The organism is Rhizobium sp. GN54, assembly GCF_021026345.1.
In the GTDB taxonomy this organism is placed as follows: Bacteria; Pseudomonadota; Alphaproteobacteria; order Rhizobiales; family Rhizobiaceae; genus Mycoplana.
Window position 1 is genome coordinate 192451 of the sequence record NZ_JAJNCZ010000003.1, and the last position, 25023, is coordinate 217473.

Annotated in this window: 27 protein-coding genes; 8 read left to right on the top strand and 19 right to left on the bottom strand. The window is 65.8% G+C overall.

Annotation, left to right across the window (positions count from 1 at the left end; translation table 11 throughout):
• Positions 1-14 precede the first annotated feature (14 nt).
• The 10 genes from LQK81_RS10180 to tsaD form a co-directional block, all read right to left on the bottom strand.
• Positions 15-869, bottom strand: coding sequence for an RNA polymerase factor sigma-32 (locus LQK81_RS10180; protein WP_230805981.1), 855 nt, complete (start codon positions 867-869; stop codon positions 15-17).
• A gap of 387 nt (positions 870-1256) precedes the next feature.
• Positions 1257-1826: a CarD family transcriptional regulator gene (locus LQK81_RS10185; RefSeq protein ID WP_112595444.1), complete on the bottom strand. Its 570-nt coding sequence runs from the start codon at positions 1824-1826 to the stop codon at positions 1257-1259.
• A gap of 374 nt (positions 1827-2200) precedes the next feature.
• Positions 2201-2539 carry a ferredoxin FdxA gene (fdxA, locus tag LQK81_RS10190; RefSeq protein WP_230805982.1) on the bottom strand — a complete coding sequence of 113 codons (339 nt, stop codon included), beginning with the start codon at positions 2537-2539 and terminating at the stop codon, positions 2201-2203.
• A gap of 193 nt (positions 2540-2732) precedes the next feature.
• Positions 2733-3167, bottom strand: coding sequence for an RNA-binding S4 domain-containing protein (locus LQK81_RS10195; RefSeq protein WP_230805983.1), 435 nt, complete (start codon positions 3165-3167; stop codon positions 2733-2735).
• Positions 3168-3171: 4 nt separating this feature from the next.
• Entirely contained in the window at positions 3172-6378 is a 3207-nt protein-coding gene (locus LQK81_RS10200; protein ID WP_230806528.1) for a helicase-related protein, read from the bottom strand.
• Between the two features lie 388 nt (positions 6379-6766).
• The gene (locus LQK81_RS10205; RefSeq protein WP_230805984.1) at positions 6767-7414 is read right to left on the bottom strand and encodes a class I SAM-dependent methyltransferase; all 648 of its coding nucleotides are present in this window, start codon (positions 7412-7414) and stop codon (positions 6767-6769) included.
• A gap of 13 nt (positions 7415-7427) precedes the next feature.
• On the bottom strand, positions 7428-7859 hold the full coding sequence (locus LQK81_RS10210; RefSeq protein ID WP_230805985.1) for an EVE domain-containing protein: 432 nt from the start codon (positions 7857-7859) through the stop codon (positions 7428-7430).
• A 5-nt stretch (positions 7860-7864) separates the two neighbouring features.
• Positions 7865-8158 (bottom strand): YciI-like protein, encoded by a 294-nt coding sequence (locus LQK81_RS10215; protein WP_230805986.1) that lies wholly within the window; start codon positions 8156-8158, stop codon positions 7865-7867.
• Positions 8159-8173: 15 nt separating this feature from the next.
• A complete protein-coding gene (locus tag LQK81_RS10220; RefSeq protein WP_230805987.1) occupies positions 8174-9166 on the bottom strand; it encodes an NAD(P)H-dependent glycerol-3-phosphate dehydrogenase in 993 nt (330 codons plus the stop codon).
• The gene (gene tsaD / locus LQK81_RS10225; protein WP_230805988.1) at positions 9163-10257 is read right to left on the bottom strand and encodes a tRNA (adenosine(37)-N6)-threonylcarbamoyltransferase complex transferase subunit TsaD; all 1095 of its coding nucleotides are present in this window, start codon (positions 10255-10257) and stop codon (positions 9163-9165) included. The genes LQK81_RS10220 and tsaD overlap by 4 nt, the downstream gene beginning before the upstream one ends.
• Positions 10258-10330: 73 nt before the next feature.
• Between tsaD and hemC the strand changes: the two genes are divergently transcribed.
• From hemC to LQK81_RS10255, 6 genes are all read left to right on the top strand, one after another.
• Complete coding sequence (gene hemC / locus LQK81_RS10230) at positions 10331-11260, top strand: hydroxymethylbilane synthase (protein ID WP_230805989.1); 930 nt, start codon at positions 10331-10333, stop codon at positions 11258-11260.
• Positions 11260-11988, top strand: coding sequence for a uroporphyrinogen-III synthase (locus LQK81_RS10235; protein WP_230805990.1), 729 nt, complete (start codon positions 11260-11262; stop codon positions 11986-11988). Before hemC ends, LQK81_RS10235 begins: the two co-directional genes overlap by 1 nt.
• Positions 11989-12086: 98 nt before the next feature.
• On the top strand, positions 12087-13496 hold the full coding sequence (locus LQK81_RS10240) for a COG4223 family protein (protein ID WP_230805991.1): 1410 nt from the start codon (positions 12087-12089) through the stop codon (positions 13494-13496).
• A gap of 14 nt (positions 13497-13510) precedes the next feature.
• Positions 13511-15124 (top strand): heme biosynthesis protein HemY, encoded by a 1614-nt coding sequence (locus tag LQK81_RS10245; RefSeq protein ID WP_230805992.1) that lies wholly within the window; start codon positions 13511-13513, stop codon positions 15122-15124.
• Positions 15125-15178: 54 nt separating this feature from the next.
• Positions 15179-15652: a tellurite resistance TerB family protein gene (locus LQK81_RS10250; RefSeq protein WP_230805993.1), complete on the top strand. Its 474-nt coding sequence runs from the start codon at positions 15179-15181 to the stop codon at positions 15650-15652.
• A gap of 131 nt (positions 15653-15783) precedes the next feature.
• A complete protein-coding gene (locus LQK81_RS10255; protein ID WP_230805994.1) occupies positions 15784-16506 on the top strand; it encodes a glutamine amidotransferase in 723 nt (240 codons plus the stop codon).
• A gap of 25 nt (positions 16507-16531) precedes the next feature.
• Here the strand turns inward: LQK81_RS10255 and LQK81_RS10260 are convergent, their stop codons facing one another.
• Entirely contained in the window at positions 16532-17782 is a 1251-nt protein-coding gene (locus LQK81_RS10260) for an MFS transporter (protein ID WP_230805995.1), read from the bottom strand.
• A 139-nt stretch (positions 17783-17921) separates the two neighbouring features.
• Between LQK81_RS10260 and LQK81_RS10265 the strand changes: the two genes are divergently transcribed.
• The gene (locus LQK81_RS10265; protein WP_230805996.1) at positions 17922-18218 is read left to right on the top strand and encodes a YggT family protein; all 297 of its coding nucleotides are present in this window, start codon (positions 17922-17924) and stop codon (positions 18216-18218) included.
• A gap of 4 nt (positions 18219-18222) precedes the next feature.
• Entirely contained in the window at positions 18223-18510 is a 288-nt protein-coding gene (locus LQK81_RS10270) for a DUF167 family protein (RefSeq protein ID WP_230805998.1), read from the top strand.
• A 10-nt stretch (positions 18511-18520) separates the two neighbouring features.
• Here the strand turns inward: LQK81_RS10270 and ppa are convergent, their stop codons facing one another.
• From ppa to LQK81_RS10310, 8 genes are all read right to left on the bottom strand, one after another.
• The gene (ppa, locus tag LQK81_RS10275; RefSeq protein WP_230806000.1) at positions 18521-19057 is read right to left on the bottom strand and encodes an inorganic diphosphatase; all 537 of its coding nucleotides are present in this window, start codon (positions 19055-19057) and stop codon (positions 18521-18523) included.
• Between the two features lie 118 nt (positions 19058-19175).
• Entirely contained in the window at positions 19176-19553 is a 378-nt protein-coding gene (locus LQK81_RS10280) for a cytochrome C oxidase subunit IV family protein (protein ID WP_230806002.1), read from the bottom strand.
• A gap of 9 nt (positions 19554-19562) precedes the next feature.
• Positions 19563-20285, bottom strand: coding sequence for a heme-copper oxidase subunit III family protein (locus tag LQK81_RS10285; RefSeq protein ID WP_230806004.1), 723 nt, complete (start codon positions 20283-20285; stop codon positions 19563-19565).
• Positions 20286-20297: 12 nt separating this feature from the next.
• Positions 20298-21020, bottom strand: a complete 723-nt coding sequence (locus LQK81_RS10290) for a cytochrome c oxidase subunit 3 (protein ID WP_230806006.1) — start codon at positions 21018-21020, stop codon at positions 20298-20300.
• On the bottom strand, positions 21017-22789 hold the full coding sequence (gene ctaD / locus LQK81_RS10295) for a cytochrome c oxidase subunit I (RefSeq protein WP_230806009.1): 1773 nt from the start codon (positions 22787-22789) through the stop codon (positions 21017-21019). The genes LQK81_RS10290 and ctaD overlap by 4 nt, the downstream gene beginning before the upstream one ends.
• Positions 22790-22829: 40 nt before the next feature.
• Positions 22830-23663: a cytochrome c oxidase subunit II gene (locus LQK81_RS10300; protein WP_230806011.1), complete on the bottom strand. Its 834-nt coding sequence runs from the start codon at positions 23661-23663 to the stop codon at positions 22830-22832.
• Between the two features lie 133 nt (positions 23664-23796).
• On the bottom strand, positions 23797-24180 hold the full coding sequence (locus LQK81_RS10305) for a c-type cytochrome (RefSeq protein WP_230806013.1): 384 nt from the start codon (positions 24178-24180) through the stop codon (positions 23797-23799).
• Positions 24181-24310: 130 nt separating this feature from the next.
• Positions 24311-24817, bottom strand: a complete 507-nt coding sequence (locus tag LQK81_RS10310; protein ID WP_230806015.1) for a GNAT family N-acetyltransferase — start codon at positions 24815-24817, stop codon at positions 24311-24313.
• Between the last annotated feature and the right edge of the window lie 206 nt (positions 24818-25023).

The following is a 25023-nucleotide window of genomic DNA, read 5'->3' on the forward strand; positions in this document are numbered from 1 at the left end:
GCTTTCGACGTCAGTCAGGCGAATGCGGGCGATGCTTCGCAAAGCGCGATGCGCAGCTTCTCCATCGCCCGGTTCTCGATCTGGCGGACGCGCTCCTTGGAAATCCCGAGGTCGGCGCCGAGCTCTTCCAAGGTCGAACTGCTGTCGGTGAGCCGCCTGGCCCGGATGATCTTCATCTCGCGCTCGTTCAGCCGTTCCAGTGCCCGATGCAGCCATTGGCGGCGGCGCTCGCCGTCGATCATCTCCGTGACCTCTTCGTCCGGCAGGGGGGCGTCGCTTGCGAGAAAATCGATATGGCTGGCACCGTTCTCCTCGCCCCCGGAGACCGGAGCCTGCAGCGAGACGTCCGACGAGGCAAGGCGCGCATCCATGTTGCGCACGTCGGCCGGGCTGACCTTCAACGCGGTCGCGATCTCGCGGTAGACGGATTCGGAGGTGAGATGGGCATCGCCCCGCGCGATGCGGGCCCGCAGCCGGCGCAGGTTGAAGAACAACGCCTTTTGCGCCGAACTCGTGCCACCGCGCACGATCGACCAGTTGCGCAGGACGTAGTCCTGGATCGAGGCGCGGATCCACCAGGTCGCATAGGTGGAGAAGCGAACCTCGCGCTCCGGTTCGAAGCGGGCAGCAGCCTCCAGAAGGCCGATATACCCTTCCTGCAGCAGGTCGTTGAACGGCAGGCCGAAATTGCGGAAGCGCGCGGCAAGCGAAATCACCAGGCGCATATGGGCCATGGCGATGCGATTGCGGGCCTCCTGGTCATGATCCTTGCGCCACGCGAAGGCGAGCGCCTGTTCCTCTTCACGCTCGAGATAGGGAGCCGACATTGCGATCTTGATCATGCGACGGTCTGCGGCGGTGGTAGCCATTGGCGTCTCCCCTGAGCCGGGATTGAAAGGATCCCCGGTCAACGTGACCAGGGTATTCACCTGACAATGCATGCGTCTGCGAGATCTTCGCGGCGGCAGACCTGACCCGGGTCAAACGGACCCTCGGTCGGCCGCACGAGGACATGCTATACTGCTCGAGACCCACGAGCGAGTGGCAATCTTCATATCGTTAGGCTTTGCGGCCCGGACTGTTCCGCCTGCGCGGATGGCGTGTTTCGGACAAAACAACACAGAGCAAACGCGCCAGCATGGATTGTCATTCGCCTGAACGTGCGCGCGCGGGAAAAGTTCCAACAAAAAACCCGGCTGGAGACCAGCCGGGTTGAATGTTCCGAAAAGGCGGATACCTCTACAGGCTGCCTCGTCTCAGGCTGCCTCGTCCTGGGCGTCGTCCTCTTCGATGGCCTTGCCGCGCTTGGGACCCTTGTTCAGGTTGGTCTCGACAAGGCGGACGGCTTCGGTTTCGGACATCTTGTTGACGGCGGCGATCTCGCGGGCCATGCGGTCGAGCGCTGCTTCATAGAGCTGGCGCTCGGAATAGGACTGCTCCGGCTGGTTTTCGGCGCGATAGAGATCGCGAACCACCTCTGCGATCGAGATCAGGTCGCCGGAATTGATCTTGGCATCATATTCCTGCGCGCGGCGCGACCACATGGTGCGCTTGACGCGGGCCTTGCCCTGAACAACCTTCAACGCGCGATCGACGAAATCGGTTTCGGAAAGCTTGCGCATGCCGATGGAAACAGCCTTTGCGACCGGAACCTTCAGGCGCATCTTGTCCTTCTCGAAATCGATGACAAAAAGCTCGAGCTTCATGCCGGCGACTTCCTGTTCCTCGATGGCGACGATCTGGCCGACACCGTGAGCCGGGTAGACGATCGATTCGCCGGTCTTGAAACCGTGACGCGTGGAAGACTTCTTCTGCTGGGTCGTCATTCTATTCAAATACTCCCTGTAACGCTCCCGGCGCGAGCCGGGGCCGGGTCAAGAAGGCCCGGGAAAGACGGAGACACCGTCTGGGTGGCACCATTCCTGGTCCGTCCAACAAGGCACAAACGAATGCGATGGCACATCACGGAACGACAACGATGACGTTGCCTATAGGGGTGAGCGGCACCTTTGGGATCGTTTGCTTTCGTGGTGGTGTTCGGGCACACCAAGTGCCTCAACGTGGATCAGTGTTGCGACCCTACCACAAAAAAGTGCCGAAATCAATAATTTGCTTCGCATGGGTCATCAAGCCTGCCCTATCCCCTTTCGGACAGACCTGACCGGTTTTCCCCAATTCGAGCGACCCGACGACGGCGGCGTCAGTCGCCCTGGCCGGGCTCGGCGGAGAAGTACTTCTCGTACTTTCCTTCCTCGCCGTCATAGGCCTTCGCCTCCGGCATCGCGTCTTTCTTCACCGTGATATTCGGCCAGACCTGCGCAAATTCGGCGTTGATCTTCAACCACTTGTCGAGCCCCGGCTCCGTATCCGGTTTGATCGCCTCGGCAGGACATTCCGGCTCGCAGACACCGCAATCGATGCATTCGTCGGGATGGATCACCAGGAAGTTCTCGCCCTCGTAGAAGCAGTCAACCGGGCAGACCTCGACACAGTCCGTATATTTGCAGCGAATGCAATTGTCGGTCACGACGTACGTCATGAGTTACTCCAGCGAAATTCCTGTCCGAAGGACGGTCGGCCGTCACTTCCGCCGGGAAGACCGGCGCAGGCGGAGGAATGCACCGCGCAAACGGCGCTGATCCCGCTCCCGCCCATGGGTCCGACGTAGCGACTTTGATCCCCGTTTGCAAGGATAAACCATGCGCGAAATCAAGGCTGAGCGGGACAGTTTTCTATTCGTCCGGAGGATCGAAACGGCCACGCAGGGCATCCGTTTCCCGTCGCTCCCGCTTGGTCGGGCGACCGGTGCCGCGCTCACGCGTCACCTGCTCGAACAGGCTGCCCCGATCGCGCGCCGGAGCAGCCGGCGTCAGGTCCTCGTAGAGCAGGCGCGCTTCTTCGTAAGGGCCGCGCCGTGTGCCCGGAAGGAGCACCTTCACGACGCGATCCTGTCGGTCGAGAGACACGACGACCGTGTCCCCGGGCTTTACGTTGAACGACGGTTGCCGGACGGGCTGCCCGTTGACCCTGACATCGCCGTGTTCGACGGACTTGGCCGCGAGCGTGCGGGACTTGCGAAGACGGGCGAAGAACAGCCACTTGTCGATGCGCTGGCGTCCCTGACCCGGCTCGCGCTCGCTCGATGGCTGGTCTGCGTCGTCCGTCATGTCCCTACTTCTTCATCTGCTCCTTCAGGGCAGCGAGCTTGGCAAAGGGCGAATCCGGATCGATCGGCTTCTCCTTGCGCGGCGGACGCGCCTCGAACTTGGCGGGCTTGCCGCCGCGATCGTCGCGCTGCGGGCGGTCATTGCGCTCATTCCGGTCCGGTCGGCCACCCTGCGGCTTTCCGTCGCGGCCCTTCCCGAAATCGGGACGCCCGCCCTGCCGCTGGGCGTCGCGACGGTCGCCGTCGCGCCTGTCGCCCTCATTGCGTCCACCCGCGCGTTGCCCCCGGTCACCGCGGCGTTCACCCTGCCCGCGCTCGCCATGCCCGCGCTGGCCCTGACGGGCATTGTCGCTGCGGTCGTTGCGGCCGCCCGGACGCCAGAGCAGGACCGGGCGGACTTCCGCCGGGGCCTCGCCTTCGGATGCGGCGGCATCGGCGGCCGGTTCGGCGCTCGCCTCGGCAATGTCCGCCTCGGCAGCGGCCGGCTCGGTAGCGATCGGCTCGGCGGCAGCCGCCTCCGGCGCCGCACTTTCGGCTTCGGCGGCAGGTGCTTCTTCACCGGCAGAGGTAGCTTCACCGGCAACCGTTGCTTCGGTTTCGGCCGGGGCCTCAGGCGCGGCCGATGCTTCGGCCACGGTCGTTTCGGCTTCACCTTCCGCCTCGGCTTCGCCCGTCGCCGGGGAAGCGTCGTCACCGGGCGCATCGGTAGCGGCCGGGGCATCGCTCTCGGCCTTCGGCGCCAGCTTGGCGTCCTCGGCAGCCAGGAAGGCTGCGGCATCCTCGGCCTTCACGCTGTCGGCGCGATAACCGAGACCCTTGAGGATCTCTTCCATATCGTCCGGCGTGGCGCCCAGGATGGAAAGCATCGACGTCGTGGCGGTGAAGCGGCGGCCGTCATAGGCGCCGTCCGGACGCGGCGCAGAGCCCGGCTTCCACTGCAGCAGCGGACGGATCAGGTCCGCCAGGCGCTCCAGGATGTCGATGCGCACCGCGCGCTTGCCGAGGAAGCGGAAGCCCGCGAGCTTGTAGAACATGCGCTCGAAGGCCGGATCCGTGACGATCGAGGTACGCCCCGCCGCCAACGCCGGGATCAGCTCGCCGTAGCCGGGCTTGTCCAGGCCGTCGTTCTTGAGCGCCCAGAGCAGCGTGATCAGTTCGGCCGGCGCCGGCTTCAGAAGCGCCGGCATGAAGATGTGGTAGGCGCCGAAGCGGATACCGTGCTTGCGGATCGACGAGCGGGCCTCCTGGTCTAGCGACTTCACGTCGTCGGCGACGTCCCGGCGGAACAGCACGCCGAGCGCCTCGACCAGTTGGAACGCAAGCCCCTTGGCCAGTCCCTGCAGGTCTTCTGCGCGGGACAGATCGTCGAGCGGCTTGAGCACGGTGGCAATATGATGATTGACGAAGCGCTCGATGCGCGCCGCGACATGGTCGCGCGCGTTTCCGGTCAGTTGCTCGTCGGCGAGCAGGATGACGCGCGGGCGCATGATGTGCTCGCTTGCGGCAAGGCGCGCGACGGGCTCGCCGAGCCAGCGCACGGTCCCGTCCGACCCGACGGCGAGATCGCTGTTGCCGGCCGCATGAAGCCGGGCGGCACGCGCCTCGAATTCCAGCGCAAGCGCCTTCTGGGCGGCACCCTGCACCGCCTTCGCATCGGGACCTTCCGTGCCCGAAGCAAGCGTGAACCGGAATCCGGCCAACTGCCCCACATGATGCCCTTCGACGAAGACATCCCCATTCACACTGATTTCGGCTTCCAGCATCGCATTCTCTCTCAGGCGCTTCATGAGCACAGATGTCCTGCGATCAACAAAGCGTTTCGTCAACCTTTCATGTAACGCGTCGGACAATCGGTCTTCGATTTCCCGCGTCTTTTCCTGCCAGTGTGTCGGATCGGCCAACCAGTCCGGGCGATTCGAGACATAGGTCCATGTCCTTATCTGGGCGATTCTTGCCGAAAGCGTGTCAATCTCGCCATCGGTGCGATCGGCCCGCCGCACCTGCTCGGCCAGGAAATCCTCATTCACCGTACCCCGCCGGACAAGGTCGGCATAGAGGGTGGAGATCAGATCGGCGTGCTGGGCGGGCGTGATCCGGCGATAGTCCGGCAGGGCGCAGGCCTCCCACAGCTTCTCCACCCGCTCCGGCGCCGTCGCCATGTCCTTGACTTCGGGATAGCGCGCCAGATGCTCCAGCGCCTGCTGGTCGACGGCCGGAAGGGCGCGCGCGAGCCCGGAAATCGCCGGCGGCGCATCGAGGCTCGCCTTCAGGGTGGCGATGGAGGTGAAGTCCAGCCGCTTGGAGCGCCACTGCAGCACGCGGACGGGATCGAATTCGTGCGCCTCGATCCGCTCGACCAGTTCCGGCTCGAACGGATCGACCCGACCCGTCACGCCGAAGGTGCCGTCGCGCATGTGCCGCCCGGCGCGGCCGGCGATCTGGCCGAGTTCGCCGGGATTGAGATTGCGGAACTGGTAGCCGTCGAACTTGCGATCCTGGGCGAACGCGACATGGTCGACGTCGAGGTTGAGCCCCATGCCGATCGCATCGGTGGCCACGAGATATTCGACGTCGCCTTCCTGGTAGAGCCCCACCTGGGCATTGCGCGTGCGCGGCGAGAGCGCGCCGAGCACCACCGCAGCACCGCCCCGCTGGCGGCGGATGAGCTCGGCGATGGCATAAACCTCGTCGGCCGAAAACGCGACGATCGCCGTGCGCTGCGGCAGCCGCGTGATCTTTTTCGAGCCGGCATAGAAGAGCTGCGACAGGCGCGGCCGCTCCACGACCGTTATGCCCGGCAGCAGATGCTCGAGGATCGGCTTCATCGTCGCCGCCCCCAGGAGCAGCGTCTCGTCGCGACCGCGCAGATGCAGGATGCGGTCGGTGAAGATGTGGCCGCGCTCGAGATCGCCGGCAAGCTGGACCTCGTCGATCGCCACGAAGGAGGCCCGCGTCTCCCGCGGCATCGCCTCCACCGTGCAGACGGAATAGCGCGCCATGTGCGGCGTGATCTTCTCCTCGCCGGTGATCAGCGCGACATTGTGATGGCCGACCCTCTCGACCAGGCGCGTATAGACCTCGCGCGCCAGAAGCCGCAGCGGCAGGCCAATCACGCCCGTCTCATGCACCACCATGCGTTCGATTGCGTAATGGGTCTTGCCGGTATTGGTCGGCCCGAGCACCGCGGTGACACCGCGGCCGCTCAATATCATCGGTGCAGCGTTCAAGGCATGCCTCGGAGAGTATCGATCGTCCGGCGCCGGTCATCGCCCGCGCGCCGGCAACACAAATGCCCATCGTCGCGCGCAATGGCAAGTGCAACCGACGAATTGGCGGCCGTATTGCCCGGATTTCCGGGCGATGCGGCAGGAGCTGGAACACCTTGCGAACGAATCGGAGACGAAACGAAGACTCGCTCGGATTCAGGGTTTGTTCCCTACAAGATGTTGGTTTTCCAGTAGCTTACCCCACCATATGCTGAATCTCGGCCGCAAGCTGGCCGAGTCTTGCGGCCGGGGCACAACCGCACGCCGGAATGCTGTAAAGCCCCACCGTGAAATATGGTTAAGATTCTTGTCGCATAGCCATGCGGCGTCCCGCTCACGGCAGGAAGCGCCATACCGTCGTCCGCTTGACCTCGCTGTCTTCCAGCGCCCGCGTGACCGGCACCTCGTAGGTCGCAAGCGGCTCCATCCGCTCCTTCGGGCAATAGGAGCGCCCGGGGTCCCCGACCAGAACGGCCGCGCCGCGCGCCGCCAGGTCGCGAAACCACGGGACCAGGGCCCGGGCGAAATCGCTGTCATAGAAGACGTCACCGGCCAGAACCACGTCCCAGCCACGATCCGTCCCGATCAGGTCCTGCCGCTCGAAGTCCAGCTCGACCGCGTTCAGCCCCGCATTCAGCCGCACGGCCGTCTCCGTCCACGGATCGATGTCGGCCGCCAGCACGCGCGCGGCCCCCGCGCGGCGCGCCGCAATCGCCACGAGGCCGGAACCGCTGGCGAAATCGAGCACGTTGCGGCCGCCGACGACGCCGGGATGATCGAGAAGGTAGCGGGCAAGCCCCTGCCCGCCGGCCCAGGCAAACGCCCAGAACGGCGGCGGCAGGCCGATCGCCTCCAGTTCCTCCTCGGTCTTCAGCCAGAGGTCGTGCGCTTCGGACGCCAGCCGCAACCTGATCTCCGGCACGTGCGGCGGCGACAGGATGGCCGTGTTGTCGAGGATGAAGCGCTCCGGATCGGTCCGCACGGGTTCGGGCCGGTCAGCGCGGCGGCTTGTCGAGCCCGCCCATGCGGCAGACCTCGATCCATTCGTCGTCCGTCACCGGCTGGACGGACAGCCGCATCGAGGTGACCAGCGACATCTTCTCCAGCTTCGGGTTCGCCTTGATGTCCTTCAGCGACACCGGATTCGGCATGTCGCAGACGGCACGGATGTCGACGCAGTCCCAGCGCGGATCGTCGCCCGCCGTCGAATCAGGATGCGAGAGCGCGCAGACTTCGGTGATGCCGACGATCTCCAGCCCCTCGTTGGAATGATAGAAGAAGCCCTTGTCGCCGATCTGCATGGCACGCATGTTGTTGCGCGCCAGGTAGTTTCGCACCCCGTTCCACTCGGTGCCCTTCTCGCCCGCATCCTTCTGCATCTGCCAGGACCACTTGAAGGGCTCCGACTTGTAAAGCCAGTAGGCCATCCGCCTTATGCCTCCGGATTGTTGAAGGTCCAGGTCCAGGGCTTCACCTCGACGCTTTCGAAGACGCCCGCCTTGAAGAAGGGATCGGCCTCTCCGAGCGCGCGCGCCGCCTCGGCACTATCGGCCCTGACGACGACGAGGCTGCCGTTCGGCTTGCCGTCCGCATCGAGGAAGGGACCGGCGAAGGCAAGCTTGCCCTCTTCGTTCAGCTTCGTCAGGTGGGCGACGTGCACCGGCCGCGTGTCGAGACGCAATTGCAGCGCGCCGGGCTTGTCGGTGCAGAGAAGAGCAAAAAACATCACAATGTCCTTTCTTCAGAATTCCTGGGTGATCGGTCGCGTCATCAGCCTGCCGATTGCAGTCGCCAGGTCCAGCTTGCCGTCGATGATCGCCGCGACCGCGTCGGTGATCGGCATGTCTATGTTTCGTTCGGCCGCGACCCGCGAGGCGACGCCGGCGGCGAATGCCCCCTCCACGAGATCGCCGGACCATCCGTCCGCATTACCGTGGCGGCCAAGCTCGATGCCGAAGCGCAGGTTGCGCGACTGGTGGCTTGTGCCGGTGAGCACGAGATCGCCGAGGCCCGAAAGCCCCGTCACAGTCGCCGCGTCGCCGCCATGGGCGGCGACGAAGCGCGACATCTCCGCCAGTCCGCGCGAAATCAGCGCCGCGCGGGCGGAATCCCCGAGCCCGGCGCCCTCGACGATGCCGCAGGCGATCGCCAGCACGTTCTTGAGCGCGCCACCGAGCTGCACGCCGATCCGGTCGCCCGAGGGATAGAGGCGGAAGGTCGGCCCCGACAGGGCCTGCGCCAGCGACGCAGCCGTCTCCAGGCCGGCGGCCGCGATCACCATCGCCGTCGGCAGCCCGCGTGCAATGTCGGCGGCGAAGCCTGGACCGGATAGCACGGCGACATGCTGGCGCGGCAGTTCCTCCGCCAGCACATCGGTCAGCAGTCGCCCGCTGGCCTTCTCCATGCCCTTGGCGCAGACGATAACGGCGGCCTTGTCATCAAGATAGGATGCGAGATCGCGCGCAGCCGCCCGCTGTGCCTGCGAGGGCATGGCAAAGAGCACGACCGGCGCGTCCTTCAGGACGTGCGGATCCACGGTCGCCTCGAGCGCCGCCGAAAGGGCGATCCCCGGCAGGGCGGCCTCGTTGCGGCGCGACGACGTGATCTCCGCCACCGTCTCCGCCCGCCGCGCGAGCAACGTCACCCGGCTCTCGCCGGTCTCGGCCATGACGGTTGCGAGTGCGGTGCCGAAGGCGCCGGCTCCCGCCACCACGACATGCGGACCGGTCGTCATGCCTTTGCCCCCCGCTTGCCCGAGCCGAGCATGGCCGCGGCCTCCGCATCGAGCGGCCACCGCGCGCGGGGTGCGACCGAAAGATCGTCGGGCGACAGGCCGCACGCCATCCGCTCCAGCCCCGCCCAGGCGATCATCGCCGCATTGTCGGTGCAGAGCGCAAGCGGCGGGGCGACGAAGCGGAACCGATTGTGGTCGCATAGTTCCTGCAAGGTCGCCCGCAGCACCCTGTTGGCGGCAACGCCGCCGGCGACGACCAGGGCCGGCTCGGCAACGTCGGGGAACGCCTGCCGGAAGCGCTCGAGCCCACGTCCGATGCGGTCCTTCAACGTGCGCGACACCGCCTTCTGGAACGAGGCGCAGATATCGGCGATGTCCTGCTCGCTCACCGGCTCGATCGATTGGGCCGCCTGGCGCACGGCGGTCTTCAGCCCGGAGAAGGAAAAGTCGAGCCGCTTCTCGCCGACGAGCGGCCGCGGGAAGGTGAACCGGTCCGGATCACCCGTCATAGCCGCCCTCTCCACCGCGGGCCCGCCCGGATAGGGAAGGCCGAGCAGCTTTGCCGTCTTGTCGAAGGCCTCCCCCAGCGCATCGTCGATCGTCGTGCCCCAGCGCTCGTAGTCGCCGACGCCGCGTATCAGCACCAGTTGCGTGTGCCCGCCGGAGACGAGCAGCATCAGGTAGGGAAAGGAAAGCCCGTCGGTCAGCCGCGCCGTCAGCGCATGCCCCTCCAGATGGTTGACCGCATAGAGCGGCTTGCTTTTGGCGCGCGCGATCGCCTTGCCGGTCATCAGGCCGACGATCAGCCCGCCGATCAGGCCCGGCCCGCTCGTCGCCGCGATGGCATCCACCTCGTCCAGCGTCTTGCCGGCGCGCGAAAGCGCCTGGCCGATCAGTTCGTCCAGCGCTTCGACATGGGCCCGGGCCGCAATTTCCGGCACGACGCCGCCATAGGCGCTATGCTCTTCCAGCTGGCTCAGCACCACGTCGCCGAGGATCGTGCCGCGACCGGCCTCATCCCGTGCGACGACGGCCGCTGCGGTCTCGTCGCAGCTCGTTTCGATGCCGAGGATGGTCAGGTGGGACGACATGAAGCACGCTGGTTGATTGCGATGGTGGCAAAAGCCGGTTACGAGAGCTTCCGGTAACAACGGATCACGGTGGATGCAAACAAAACCTTTCAGGATCGGGACCCGTGGCAGCCCGCTGGCGCTGGCTCAGACGCACGAAACCCGTGCGCGCCTGATGGCGGCACATGGCCTGCCCGAAGACATGTTCGAGATCGTGGTCCTCTCCACCAAGGGCGACCGCATCACCGATCGCGCCCTGTCGGAGATCGGCGGCAAGGGCCTCTTCACCGAGGAAATCGAGGCGCAGCTCTATTCCGGCGACCTCGACTTCGCCGTGCATTCGTCGAAGGACATGCCGACCCGCCTGCCGGACGGCCTTGAACTCGAAGCTTTCCTTCCACGCGAAGACCCGCGCGACGCCTTCATCGGGCGGACGGCGCCGACGTTCCTCGAATTGCCGCCGGGTGCAACGATCGGCTCCGCCTCGCTGCGGCGGCAGGCGCAGTTGCGAAGGCTTCGCCCGGATATCAAGGTCATCATCTTCCGCGGGCAGGTGGATACGCGACTGCGCAAGCTCGCCGACGGTGAAGCCGATGCGACGCTTTTGGCCTATGCCGGCCTGAAGCGGATCGCCAAGGAACATGTGGCGACGCAGATCCTCGATCCGGAGATCCTTCTCCCCGCCCCGGCGCAGGGCGCGATCTGCGTCGAGGCCCGCGTCGGCGACCGCCGCATCGCCGATCTGCTTGCCCCGATCAACGATCCCTCGACCAGCGAGGCGGTCACCTGCGAACGCAGTTTCCTGGCCGTGCTGGACGGCTCCTGTCGCACGCCGATTGCCGGCTATGCCGTCTCCGACGGCGGCCGCATCCGCTTCCGCGGCATGATCCTCACCCCCGACGGCTCGCTCTGTCACGAAACGACGATCGAGGGGGCGGCCTCCGACGCGGCCGAACTGGGCGCCAAAGCCGGCCACACGGTGCGCGCGGCTGCCGGCACCAGCTTCTTCGACGGGTGGACCTGATGAGGGTTCTGGTCGTCCGCCCCCAGGCATCGGCGGAAAAAACCGCAGCAAAGCTCAAGGCCCTCCATCACACGCCCGCGATCCTGTCCCTCGTCGTCCCCGTCCATGACACGGATGCGGCGACGGCGGGCCTCGCGCGGCGGCACTCGGCCATCGCAATCACCAGCGCGGAGGCCGCGAACGTCCTCCGCGCGATCGGCGGCGAGCTTGACCGTCATCTGCTCACCACCGTCTTCGCCGTCGGCCGCGCCACGGCGCGCGCGGCGGCGGATGCGGGCTTTCGCACCGTGCTGGCTGCCGAGGGAAGCGACGGCAACAGCCTCGCCGACCTGATCGTCCGCCACAGGCAGGACTTCGGCGTGCCGGCCGAACCGCTCCTCTACCTGGCCGGCACGCCCCGGTCGCAGCAGTTCGAAGCCCGCCTCGATGCGGCCGGGGTGGTATACGAGACAGTGGAATGCTACCGCATGGAGCCGACGCCACCGAAACGCGCCGTGCTGAAGCCGCTGGTCGTCGACGAGAAACCGGATGCCGTTCTGTTCTACTCGCGCGAATCGGCCCGTCACTTCTTCGAGCTGCCGCTGGTCACCGAATATCTGGACAGCTTCGAAAACACGATCTTTCTCTGTATCAGCCGCAATGTGGCGTCCATGGTGCCCGAGCGCTTCGCCAAATCCGTCGTCGTCTCCACCACGCCGACGGAGGAAGGTCTTCTCGACCTGCTCTGAAGGTCGCCTTCCGGGCACCTAAATCGAAGGAAGGGCTTTCCCTGCCGGGCTTCCCTTACTAGGTTTACCGTATCGCATTGGAAAGCAAGGAGGCCGTCATGGACCCGGAAAAGCCGCCACGCCGAAAGAAAAGCGCGACGCCCGTGACGATCGACCTGGAGGCAGCGCCGGCGACCGCGGAAGCGAAGACCTCGCCTGCCGCCCCCGGTGCACCGGACGTGGCCATGGCGTCGGCCGGAACCGACGCGACCCGGACCGAGGCCCGGATCCCCGAACAGAAGTCCCCGGACAAGGTAACGCCCGAGCAAGCCCTCCCTGAACAGGGGGCCGCCGGGGACGTCATCACCGGGAAAACGACCGCCGAACAGGAAACGACCGGCCGGGAACCCTTCTCTGCCACGGACGAGTCTGCTCCGGAACCGGCCGCCGACACTGGTCCCGATGCGGCAGCGCCCACCTTCGAGGAGCCTCCGACAGAACCCCGCCATGAGCAGCAGTTCGAAGCCGCACCCCCGCCGCATGCCGTACAGCCGCCGAGCAAGTCGGGCGCGTTTGCGGCCGCCATCGTCGGCGGCCTCGTGGCCCTGGCGGGCGCCGGCGCCCTGCAATATGGCGGCTACCTGCCCGCACTCGGCCCGGGCGCAAGGGCCGGCGGCGAACTTGCCCCGCTCAGCGCGGAACTGGAAGCGTTGAAGTCGCAGGTGAACGCCCTCCGGGCAGCCGCATCTTCGCCCGCAGCCGATCTGCAGCCGGTCGAAAGCCGCCTTGCAGCCCTTGAACAGGCTGCCGCAAACCCCGTCGCCGGCGGCATGGACGAGGCGGCCCAGCAGTCGATCGCGACCCTTCAGGCCACGGTCGGCAAGCTTTCGACGGACCTCGCAGCGCTGGGCGACCGCGCTGCCGCTGCCGAACGCGCCGTATCCGACCAGTCCGCGCAACTGTCCGAGCGGATCGACGCGGCCGAGCAGAAGCTTGCCGAGCCGCGCGACGACGTCGCCATGGCGCGGGCCGTGGCCGCAACCGCACTGAAGACGGCGATCGAGCGCGGCGGCCCCTATCTCGCCGAACTGGAGGCCTATGCCAGCGTCTCGCCGGACGATCCCTCCATCGCCCCCTTGCGCGAGCAGGCGCCGACCGGCGTACCTTCGCGCGCCGACCTGGTGCGGCAGTTCCAGCCGGTCGCCGACCAGATGATCGAAGCCGTGCACCGGCCGACCGGCGAGCAAGGCATCGTCGACCGCCTGCTGGCCAGCGCCTCGTCCGTCATCACCGTGCGGCCGGTCGGCAGCGTCGAGGGCGACAGTCCCGAGGCGATCGTGGCGCGCATCGAAAACAAGCTGCAGAACGGCGACCTCAAGGGCGCCCAGATCGAATGGCAGGCGCTGCCGGAAACCGCGCGCAACGCAGGCGCGCCCTTCAGGGCGGAACTCGACCGCAGGATCGCGGTGGAGGACGGCGTCGGCGCCATCGTCTCCGGCGCCATGGCGAAGAACGGCAACCAGGGCTGAGGGGCGCACCGATCATGACAAGACTGCTCTGCTTCGTTCTCCTCGTGCTCGCCCTCGGTCTCGGCTTTGCCTGGCTGGCCGACCGGCCCGGCGAACTGTCGATCATCTGGCAAGGCCAGCGCATCGCCATGAGCCTGATGGTTGCCGCCACGATCACCGTTTCGCTGATGGCGGCAGTGATCTTCGTCTGGTGGCTTCTGCGCGTCGTCTTGACCTCGCCCCATGCGCTCCAGCGTCATTTCCGTGCCCGCAAGCGTGATCGCGGCTACCAGGCCCTGTCGACCGGGCTGATTGCCGCCGGCGCCGGCGATGCCGCCTCCGCCCGCAAGATGCTGTCGCGCGCCAAGGGCCTGATCAGGGCGGACCAGGAGCCGCTGGTGCACCTTCTCGAAGCCCAGGCCGCACTGATCGAAGGCAACCACGACGAGGCCCGCCGCAAGTTCGAGCTGATGGCCGACGATCCGGAGACACGCGAACTCGGCCTGCGCGGGCTCTACCTCGAGGCACGCCGTCTCGGCGCCTCGGAGGCCGCGCGGCAGTATGCCGAGCGCGCCGCCGAAACCGCGCCGCAGCTGCCTTGGGCCGCCGATGCGGTTCTGGAACAACACTCGCGGACCGGCGAATGGGACGAGGCGCTGAAACTCGTCGACCACCACAGGCCCGCCTCCCCCGAAGAGCGAAAGCAGCTCGACCGGCGCAAGGTCGTCCTGCTGACTGCCCGTGCACGCGCGAGGCTGGAAAGCCAGACCGACCCGAAGGCCGCCCGCGACGATGCGCTCGCGGCCCTGAAGATCGACGAGACCTTCGTTCCGGCGGGCCTGATCGCGGCAAAGGCCTATCTGCGCGAGGACAATCTGCGCAAGGCGTCCAACATTCTCGAGCGATTGTGGAAGGCCGGCCCGCACCCCGATGTCGCCCGCCTTTTCGTCCACTCCCGCACCGGCGATTCCGCGCTCGACCGGCTCAAGCGCGCAGAGAAGCTGGAAGCGCTGCATCCGAACAATGCCGAGACGCTCTTCGCCGTCGCCCAGGCGGCGCTCGACGCGCGCCAGTTCGCCGTGGCGCGTCCCAAGGCCGAGGCTGCCGCAAGGCTGGCGCCGAGCGAGCGTACCTTCCTGCTGCTTGCCGACATCGAGGACGCCGATACCGGCGACCAGGGCCGGATCCGCCACTGGATGAACCAGGCGCTGAAGGCGCCGCGCGATCCCGCCTGGACCGCCGACGGCGTGACGTCGCCGGAATGGCTTCCCGTCTCGCCGGTCACCGGCAAGCTCGACGCCTTCGAGTGGAAGACGCCGGTCAGCGAATGGCAGGGGCCGATCGAAAACGGCGCGGTCAACCCTGCCGAGGAGGCCATCCGCACGCTGCCGCCCGTGGCGATCGCCGACCGGGCCGTCGCAAGTCCGCCTGCGAAAAAGCCGGAGCCTGCGGGAGAAATCGCGCTGAAGCCAGATGTCGGGGCACAGCCCGTGGAGAAGGCGGGACCGCCGCCCGCGACCGCGGCCCGGGCCACACCTGCCGCAGACGAGCCGAAACCCTTCTTCGGCGGCCTGCCGGACGATCCGGGCGTCAAGGCCGAAGCAAACAGGGAGGCCGGCACCGCAAACGGCGGCTTCCGTTTCTTCTAGGACCGGGACCTGTCTTGGTGCCGGTCCATCTCACAGCGACATTCCAGGGGCAATATGTTCGAAAAATTGCAGCGTTTCCTCTCCGGTCTTTCAGGCACGGGAAGACAGAACTACGAGGCCGGGGATCCGCGCGTGGCCGTCATGGCGCTATGCATCCAGGTCATGGAGTCCGACGGCCACATCCTGGATGCGGAACGCTCCGCGCTCAGGGAACGCTTCCAGGAGCTCTACGGCCTCGATGAAGCCCAATTCAAGGCGCTCGTCGACACCGGCACGGCTGCCGCCAGCGAGGCGATCGACTTCTTCCAGTTCACCTCCGAACTGAAGCGGCAGCTCTCGGACGAACAGAAGGTCGATCTCGTCGGCCTGCTCTGGGAGATCGTCTATGCCGACGGCGATCGCAGCGAGCTCGAGGACCACGCGATCTGGCGGATCGCCGACCTCCTCGGCGTTTCCGGTCGGGAGCGGATCATGAAGCGGCAGGAGGTTGCCGGCCGCCGCGGCGCCACGGAAGACGCGGCCGACTGAAGGCATCGACCCCTCCGCCGGCACGCAATCGGGTGGACAGGCATGACCACCTCTGACATTTTGGATTGCATTGCGCGCCTTGCCGGGAAGATGTCGAACCCGGAGGGAAGCGTGCCAGGATAGCCGACGAGATGCTTCAGATACCACGCAGGCCCGGTCCGAAAGACCGCCCGATCCTCATCGTCCTCCATCAGGAAACGTCCAGTGCCGGCCGCGTCGGCCAGATCCTCCAGCAGGCGGGATACGCGCTGGACATTCGACGCCCCGTGCTCGACGAACCCCTGCCCGAAACGCTCGACGGGCATGCCGGCGCCATCGTCTTCGGCGGCCCGACGAGCGCGAATGACGACCATCTCGACTACATCAGGCGCGAGATCGACTGGCTGCAGGTGCCGCTCTCCGAAGATCGCCCCTTCCTCGGCATCTGCCTCGGCGCGCAGATGCTGGTGCGCCACCTCGGCGGGGAGGTCGGCCCGCATGTCGACGGCATGACCGAGATCGGCTGGTACCCGCTGCAGCCGACGGATGCGGGGCGGGACCTGATGACCTGGCCCTCGATGGTCTACCAGTTCCACCGCGAGGGCTTCACGATTCCCGCCGGCGCCACGCTGCTGGCCACCGGCGAGCATTACGAAAACCAGGCCTACCGCTACGGCGACAATGCCTGGGGCATCCAGTTCCACGGCGAGCTGACGCTGGCGATGATGCACCGCTGGGTCGTGCACGGGGCCCAGCGCTTCGAGCTGCCGGGCGCGCAGGTCGGCAGCGCCCATCTCGACGGCAGGCTGGTGCACGATGCCGCGCTGCGCCAGTGGATGATGGGCTTTTTGGACCGTATCTTCCACGAGAACTGAGGGCGGCGGGCGCCTTTCGTGCTGGTTACCCTGGCAGGCGACGTCTGTCCGGGACGGCGAGCGAATCGATTCTCCGCAACTTCGGAAACCAGAGGGCCCAGAGGGCGGACACGACGATCGTGCCGATACCTCCGATCACCACGGCCGGCACCGCGCCGATCATCGCAGCCATCGTACCTGCCCGGAACTCGCCGAGCTCGTTCGAGGCGCCGACGAAGACCATGTTCACCGCCGTTACGCGACCACGCAGTTCGTCCGGCGTCCAGAGCATGACGAGCGAGTTGCGGACATAGACCGAGATCATGTCCGACGCCCCCATGATCACCAGCGCGGCGATCGATAGCCAGGCCCATTGCGACAGGCCGAAGATGACGGTGCCCAGCCCGAAGAGGCCGACGCCGATCAGCATCAGGACGCCCGCGCGATGGCGGATCGGATGCGCGGCGAGCCAGAAGGCCATGGCCACGGACCCGACGCCGGGCGCCGACCGCAGCAGGCCCAGCCCCCAGGGGCCGAGTGCCAGGATATCGCGGGCAAACACCGGCATCAGCGCGATGGCCCCGCCGAGCAGGACGGCGAACAGATCGAGCGAGATCGCCCCCAGCACCACCTTCTCCGCCCGGATATAGCGGAATCCGGCGACCAGGCTCTCCCAGTTCTTTGCGGCACTGGCGATGCGCTGCGGCGGCTTGGGGATCGAGATGACGGCCACGGACGCGGCCACGAACAGGACGATGCTGACGGCATAGGGCACGGCGACGCCCAACCCGTACAGCAGGCCTCCGGTCACCGGCCCGACGATCGTCGCCGTCTGCTGCGCCGTCGAGTTCCACGCGATCGCATTGGAGAGATCTTTTTCCGGCACCAGGTTGGGCGCCAGCGACTGCATGGCCGGGCCGAGAAAGGCGCGCGCGACGCCGAAGACGACGAGCACGGCGAAGACCGAAAGCGGCGTGAACCGACCAAGCTCGGTCAGCCCGAGCAGCACTGCGGCACAGAGCGTGCAGACCCCAAGGCAGATCGCCATGACCATGCGCCGGTTGTACCGGTCGGCCACCGAACCGGTGACGAGGATGAGCGCGAGCGAGGGCATGAACTGCATCAGCCCGATCAGGCCAAGCATGAAAGGGTCGCCGGTCAGGTCATACATCTGCCAGCCGACTGCCACGCTGACGATCTGCGTCGAGAACGAGTTCAGAAAACGGGAGACGAAAAAGCGGGCGTAGGAGGGGTGCCTGAAGGCGGCGAACCGGTGGCCCTCGGTGGGCGTGGACATGCAGCTTGAACTTTCATACGACGATAGGACGCATGACGCGCATTAAACATGTTTGCGGTAGCAGGAACAGGGGCCACTTGCTGGCGGGACGGCCAATGGCTACATGTGGTCGCAAGCAACCGGAGACAACGAGACAACCATGATCGCGATCATCAACACCCTGCTGTTCATCATCAGCATCGCGTGGTTCATCATCATCGCATCGGCCATCTTTTCCTGGCTTTATGCGTTCAACGTGATCAACACCAACAACCAGGTCATCGCCTCGATCGGCCGCGCGCTCTACAACCTGACCGAGCCGGTCTATCGGCCGATCCGCCGTTTCCTGCCGGATTTCGGCGGCGTCGACCTGTCGCCGATCGTGGTCCTGATCATCCTCTTCTTCCTCGAGCAGATCATCCGCAGCGTGCTGGCGCCGGCGCTCCTCGGCCTCTGAGGACATGCCCTTTCGCCGGCACGACGGTCACGTGACGGTGACGGTCCGCCTGACCCCGAACGGCGGCCGCGACGGGATCGACACGGATGCGCAAGGAGAGCGCCATCTCAAGGTCCGCGTCCGCGCGGTGCCGGAGAAGGGACGGGCGAACAAGGCCTTGGTGGATGTTGTGGCGAAGGCCGCCGGCGTCGCCAAATCGGCCGTCACCCTCGCAAGCGGCGAGACGCAGAGAAAGAAAATCCTCCGGATCGAGGGCGACCCGGAGGATATCCTGAGAAAGCTCGGCCTGTAGGCGGGACGGTTTACTTTTTGTCCGCCTTGTAGCGCTCGATCGCCTCTACGATGAGCTTCTTGGCGACGTTCACGTCCTGCCAGCCCGCGATCTTCACCCACTTGCCGGGCTCCAGATCCTTGTAGTGCTCGAAGAAGTGCTCGATCTGCTTCAGCGTGATTTCGGGCAGGTCCGTGTAGTTCTCGACCTTGTCGTAGCGGCGCGTCAGCTTCGGCACCGGCACGGCGAGAATCTTCTCATCCTTGCCGCCGTCGTCTTCCATGACCATGACGCCGATCGGGCGGACATTGATGACGCAGCCCGGAACGAGGGGACGGGTGTTGGCGATCAGCACGTCGATCGGGTCGCCATCTTCGGACAGCGTATGCGGCACGAAGCCGTAGTTGCCCGGATAGGTCATCGGCGTATAAAGGAAGCGGTCGACGACCAGCGCGCCGGCCTCCTTGTCCATCTCGTACTTGATCGGGTGACCGCCGACGGGAACCTCGACGATGACGTTGACGTCTTCCGGCGGGTTCTTGCCGATGGAGATTGCATCGATGCGCATGATCGCTCCGTTAAGTGCAGTGGAATTCCGCGGCTTCGTAAAGCGAAACGCGCTGCAACGCAACAAGCCATTGGTAGCGGAGAACGGGCCGACCGCCGGTTCCGCCCTTCAAGCGGGCTCAGTTGCCGGGGGTCGCACCGAAGAAGGCAAGCCGCGTCAGCAGCGTATGATGCGCCTCGGGCACCATCAGGGCGACGAAGACCAGGACGGCGAGCGGCGGCAGCAGGATCGCATAGATCAGGGCCAGTCGCTCCCAGGCCATGTGCATGAAGAACGCCACGATGAGCCCCGCCTTCAGGAGCATGAAGACGATGATGAGCGACCAGCGCCACAGCCCCTGCACGCCGAAATAATCGACCATGTACGAGCAGATGCTGAGCACGAAGAGCAGCCCCCACACGACGAGGTAGAGCCTGATCGGATGCTGCTGGTGCTCGGCCTCTCCCGATGCCGGGACGGCTCCGTGCCCTGAGGTCTCGACGGTTGCCTGTGCCATGACGCTGCCTCACCACAGATAAAAGAACGCGAAGATGAAGACCCAGACGAGGTCGACGAAGTGCCAGTAGAGACCGGTGATCTCGACAATCTCGTAGCGCCCCTTCCGGCTGGTGAAGAAACCGCGCCGTTCGGTGTCGAAGTCGCCGCGCCAGACCTTCCGGGCGATGATGAGCAGGAAGATCACCCCGATCGTCACGTGGGTACCGTGAAAGCCGGTGATCATGAAGAAGGTCGAGCCGAATTGCGCGGCACCCCACGGGTTCTCCCACGGCCGCACGCCCTCGTGGATCAGCTTGGTCCATTCGAAGGCCTGCATGCCGACGAACGTCGCGCCGAAGATCGCCGTCACCAGCATCAGCAGCGCCGTCATGCGGCGATCGCGCCGGTAGCCGTAGTTGACGGCCATCGCCATCGTGCCGCTCGAGGTGATCAGCACGAAGGTCATGATGGCGATCAGGATCAGCGGGATCTCGTGCCCTGCGATCGTCAGCGCGAAGACCTCGCTGGGATTGGGCCAGGGCACCACCGTCGACATCCGCGCCGTCATGTAGGCGATCAGGAAGCAGCCGAAGATGAAGGTGTCGCTGAGCAGGAAGATCCACATCATGGCCTTCCCCCAGGAGACGTTCTTGAACACCTGCTGGTCCGAGGCCCAGTCCGACACGAAGCCCTGCCGGCCATCCGGCGGCAGGTGCGGCTTTTCGGAATGTGTCTGAACGACCTGCGCCATGACCCCGTCTCCCTATGTGACCAGTTGCCGGCAGAAGGCGACGATGCTGCCGGCCCATCCCGCAAACAGCGCCAGCAGCACGAGCCAGACGGCGAGCATGAAATGCCAGTAGGTGGCGCAGAGCTCGACGCTGAGCCGCAGCCGTGGCGAGACGACCGGTTCGGCCCGCACGAGACGCGCCGTCCGCACGAGCGCGACCATGCCGCCGAGAATGTGCAGGCCGTGCATGCCGGTGATCACATAGAAGAAGCTGGTGGAGGCATCGTCGGTCAGCGTGTAGCCCGCCGCCGCCAGCTGCCGCCAGGCGAAGACCTGTCCCGTGACGAACGCAAGCGCGCTCGCAAGTCCGGCCAGCATCGCCGTCCTCAACGGGTCGCGCCGGCCACGGAAGGCCTCGACCTTCGCCCAGTGCAGGCAGAGGCTGCTGGCGAAGAGGATGCCCGTATTGATGTAAAGCAGCCGCGGAACCGGCGTTGCCCACCAGTCCTGCGTGTTCACGCGCATCAGGTAGGCGCTGATGAAAAGCGTGAACAGCGCGCCGACGACCACGAGGAACACGCCGAGCCCGATCTTTTGGGCCGGCAGTTTCGGCCGGTCGGGATCGACCCCGTCTTGCGGCCTGCCGGCTGCGGCAACCCCGACCTCCAGCCAGGGTTTCGACATCAGCCCCTGCCCGGCCGACCACCAGATGGCGATCGCCGCGATCACGCAGAGGAACAGGAGCATCGCGCTCATGCGCCGGCCTCCCGCGTCGGAAAGAGACCCGGCTGGTTCTGCGGGATGAAGTCCTCCGGCGCGCCCGGCACGCTGTAGTCATAGGCCCAGCGATAGACGACGGGCAGGTCCTTGCCCCAGTTGCCGTGCGCCGGCGGGGTCTGCGGCGTCTGCCATTCGAGCGTCGTCGCCCGCCAGGGATTGCCGCCGGCCTCGCGACCGTGCCGCAGGCTCCAGGCGAGGTTGAACAGGAACAGGATCTGCGCTGCGCCGACCACGAGCGCCATGACGGTGATGAAGACGTTCAGGTCGTGCACCGATGCCGGCACGAAACTGGTCTCGCCGATCTCGTTGTAGCGTCGCGGAACGCCGACGAGCCCGACATAGTGCATCGGAAAGAAGATCAGGTAGGCGCCGAGGAAGGTGATCCAGAAATGCACCTGGCCCATTCCTTCGTTGAGCATCCGCCCGGTGATCTTCGGATACCAGTGATAGATCGCGCCGAAGATCACGAGGATCGGCGCCACCCCCATCACCATGTGGAAATGGGCGACGACGAACATCGTGTCGGACAGGGGCACGTCGACAACGACGTTGCCGAGGAACAGCCCGGTCAGCCCGCCATTGACGAAGGTGACGATGAAGGCGAGCGCAAACAGCATCGGCAGGGTCAGGTGGATGTTGCCGCGCCAGAGCGTCAGCGTCCAGTTGTAGACCTTCAACGCCGTCGGCACCGCGATGATCAGCGTCGTCGTGGCGAAGAAGAAGCCGAAATAGGGGTTCATGCCGCTGACATACATGTGGTGCGCCCAGACGACGAACGAAAGCGCGCCGATGATGACGATCGCCCAGACCATCATGCGGTAGCCGAAGATGTTCTTGCGCGCATGCGTGCTGATCAGATCGGACACGATGCCGAAGGCCGGTAGGGCGACGATGTAGACCTCCGGATGGCCGAAGAACCAGAACAGGTGCTGGAACAGGATCGGACTGCCGCCGCCATGCTTGAGTTGCTCGCCCATCTCGACGATGGCCGGCATGAAGAAGCTGGTGCCAGCCAGCCGGTCGAACAGCATCATGACGCAGGCGACGAACAGCGCCGGAAAGGCAAGCAGCGCCATCACGGTCGCAGTGAAGATGCCCCAAACCGTGAGCGGCATGCGCATCAGCGTCATCCCGCGGGTCCGCCCCTGCAGGACGGTGACGGCATAGTTGAGGCCGCCCATGGTGAACCCGATGATGAAGATGACGAGCGAGACCAGCATCAGGACGATGCCCCAGTCCTGCCCGCCCGGCGTATTGGACAGGATCGCCTGCGGCGGATAGAGCGTCCAGCCCGCCCCCGTTGGGCCGCCGGAGGTGAAGAAGCTCGCCACCAGCACCAGCACCGCCACGAGATACAGCCAGAAGCTCAGCATGTTGGCGTAGGGAAACACCATGTCGCGCGCGCCGACCATCAGCGGGATCAAGTAGTTGCCGAAACCGCCGAGGAAGAGCGCGGTGAGCAGGTAGATCACCATGATCATGCCGTGCATGGTGATGAACTGGTAGTAGCGCTCGGCATCGAGGAAGGTAAGCGCGCCCGGAAAGGCGAGCTGGATCCGCATGAGCCAGGACAGCACCAGCGCCACCATCCCGATGGCGATCGCCGTGCAGGAATACTGGATGGCGATGACCTTCGCATCCTGGCTGAAGACGTAGCGCGTCCACCAGCTGTGCGGATGATAGAGCTCGACGTCCTCCACCGCAGCGGGCGGAATGACCTCGCCTGCCCCAGATGCCTCCACCATCGTTCTCCTCCTTCTCCCGATCCCTCCCGGATCCGGCGCTCTATTTCGCAGGCACCTCCGCCACCGTTGTCGCGGCCGGCGTGGCGGCCTGCAATTTCTCGAATGTCGCCTGTCCGGCGAGCCAGGTCTCGTAGTCGGCCTCGGTGTCCACGACGACCGTGCCCCGCATCATCGGATGGCCGACGCCGCACAGTTCGGCACAGAGGATGTCGAAGGTGCCGGTGCGCGTCGGCGTCAGCCAGAAATAGGTGACCATGCCGGGGATCATGTCCATCTTGGCGCGGAACTCAGGGACGTAGAAATCGTGCAGCACGTCGACGGAGCGCAGCAGCACCTTCACCGGCTTGCCGATCGGCAGATGCAGTTCGCCGCCCTCGATGACGATATCGTCCAGCGCGTCGGCATCGGCCTTGTCGATCCCGAGCGCATTGTCGGGTGTCACGTCCCGCGTCTCAGCCCGCCCGAGCCTGCCGTCCGCCCCCGGCAGCCGGAAGCTCCACAGCCACTGCTGACCCACGACTTCGATCTCCGAGGCCTCCGGCGGAACGGTGATGAACTGGTGCCAGACGAACAGGCCGGGCGCCAGCATGGCGAAGACGCCGACCGCGGTGCCGACGGCAAGCCCGCTCTCCAGCCTGCGGTTCTCCGGTTCGTATGCCGCCCGCCGCCCCGGTTGGTAGCGGAAGCGCCAGACGCAATAGGCAATGAACAACACCACGGCGACGAAGACCGCGCCGGTGATCCAGAACGTGATGACGAGGGTGTGGTCGATGTAGCTCCAGTTGGAGGCGATCGGCGTCCACCACCAAGGGCTCAGGAGATGAAAGAGCACCGACCCGAGCGCGATCGCCACCAGCACCAGTACGACTGCCATATCCGTCCCTCCTGCCGGTCCCGGCCGTGGGCATCAATCTGCAATCTGCGTTAGAACTATCTCACGAAAGAAAATGGCAGGCAATTGCCGGACCGGATGGCTTCGGCACCCCGCCCGGGCCGCCCCCGGCCCGCTACGTCGCGTGCTGCTTCAGATAGGCGAGCAGATTGGTGATGTCGGCGTCGTCCTTCAGGCCGGGAAACACCATCTTCGTGCCCTTCACCTTCGCCTTGGGATTGTGCAGGTAGTCGCGTAGCGTGGCATCGTCCCAGACGAGGCCGCCTTTGCCGGCCTCCGTCATCGCGTTCGAGTACCTGTAGTCGGGATGGGTACCGGCCGTGCGTCCGAAGATCCCGTGCAGCGACGGACCGACCTTGTTCGTATCCGTATCCACGACATGACAGACGGCACATTTCTTGAAGACCGTTTCGCCGGCCGCGGCGTCGCCCTCCTGGGCGTGGGCGGCAGGGTGACAGGCGATGGAAAGGAACGCGAGAGCAATCACCTTGGTTCGCATGGCAAGCCTCTCCTCCAGGCTGGACCGTCGCACGCTCGCCCCCTTGGGGAGAACGGCGATGCGATCGCCTGTTCAGGTATGGCCCGGATGGCGGAAGTCAATCCGCGCGGCGCGGCGGTGCAGAAACGGCCTAGCGGAAGATGAAGCCGATCTTCTTCAGTTCCTTCTCGCCGAAATCCTCCATGCCCTCGGCGATATCGGTCCCGCCGGCGGCGCGGAAGAACCGTTCGGCCATATCGCTCTCCTCCAGGCACCAGACTACCATGCCCTCGCAGCCGAGCGATTTCAGCAGCCGCTTGCTTTCGCCGAACAGCATCCGGCCGAGACCGAGACCCTGATACTCCGGCCGAAGATAGATCTCGTAGATCTCGCCGTCCTGCGGCAGGGCGCGCGCCCGGTTCAGGCCGAGCGTGGCATAGCCGGCGATCACGCCGGCGACGTCGAGCACGAGCAGCGTTGCCGGGCCGCGGGTCGCCTTGCGCCACCACGCCGCATCGCGCCGCTGAACCATCTGCACCAGCGGCTTGTGGGGGATGATGCCCGCATAGGCATGCAGCCACGACGCCCTGTGGGCCTCGGAGATGGCCGCCGCGTCCTGCGGCTCGGCACGTCGCACATCGATCGATAGTGTTTTCATCGAAATGACTCTAAACCCGCACCGACTCCGCGAGAATCCCGGCTCCTTCCCGAGATCCCCTTGCCCACAGGCAAGTTTGCCTGCGGCCTTGAGGAAAGTTAACGCTTTTTTAAGAAACGCCACAAGCCGTAATAGGGCGGCACACACATGAAAAAGGCCCCGGCATTTCTGCCGGGGCCATGATCAATTCGGGGATGTTTTTACGC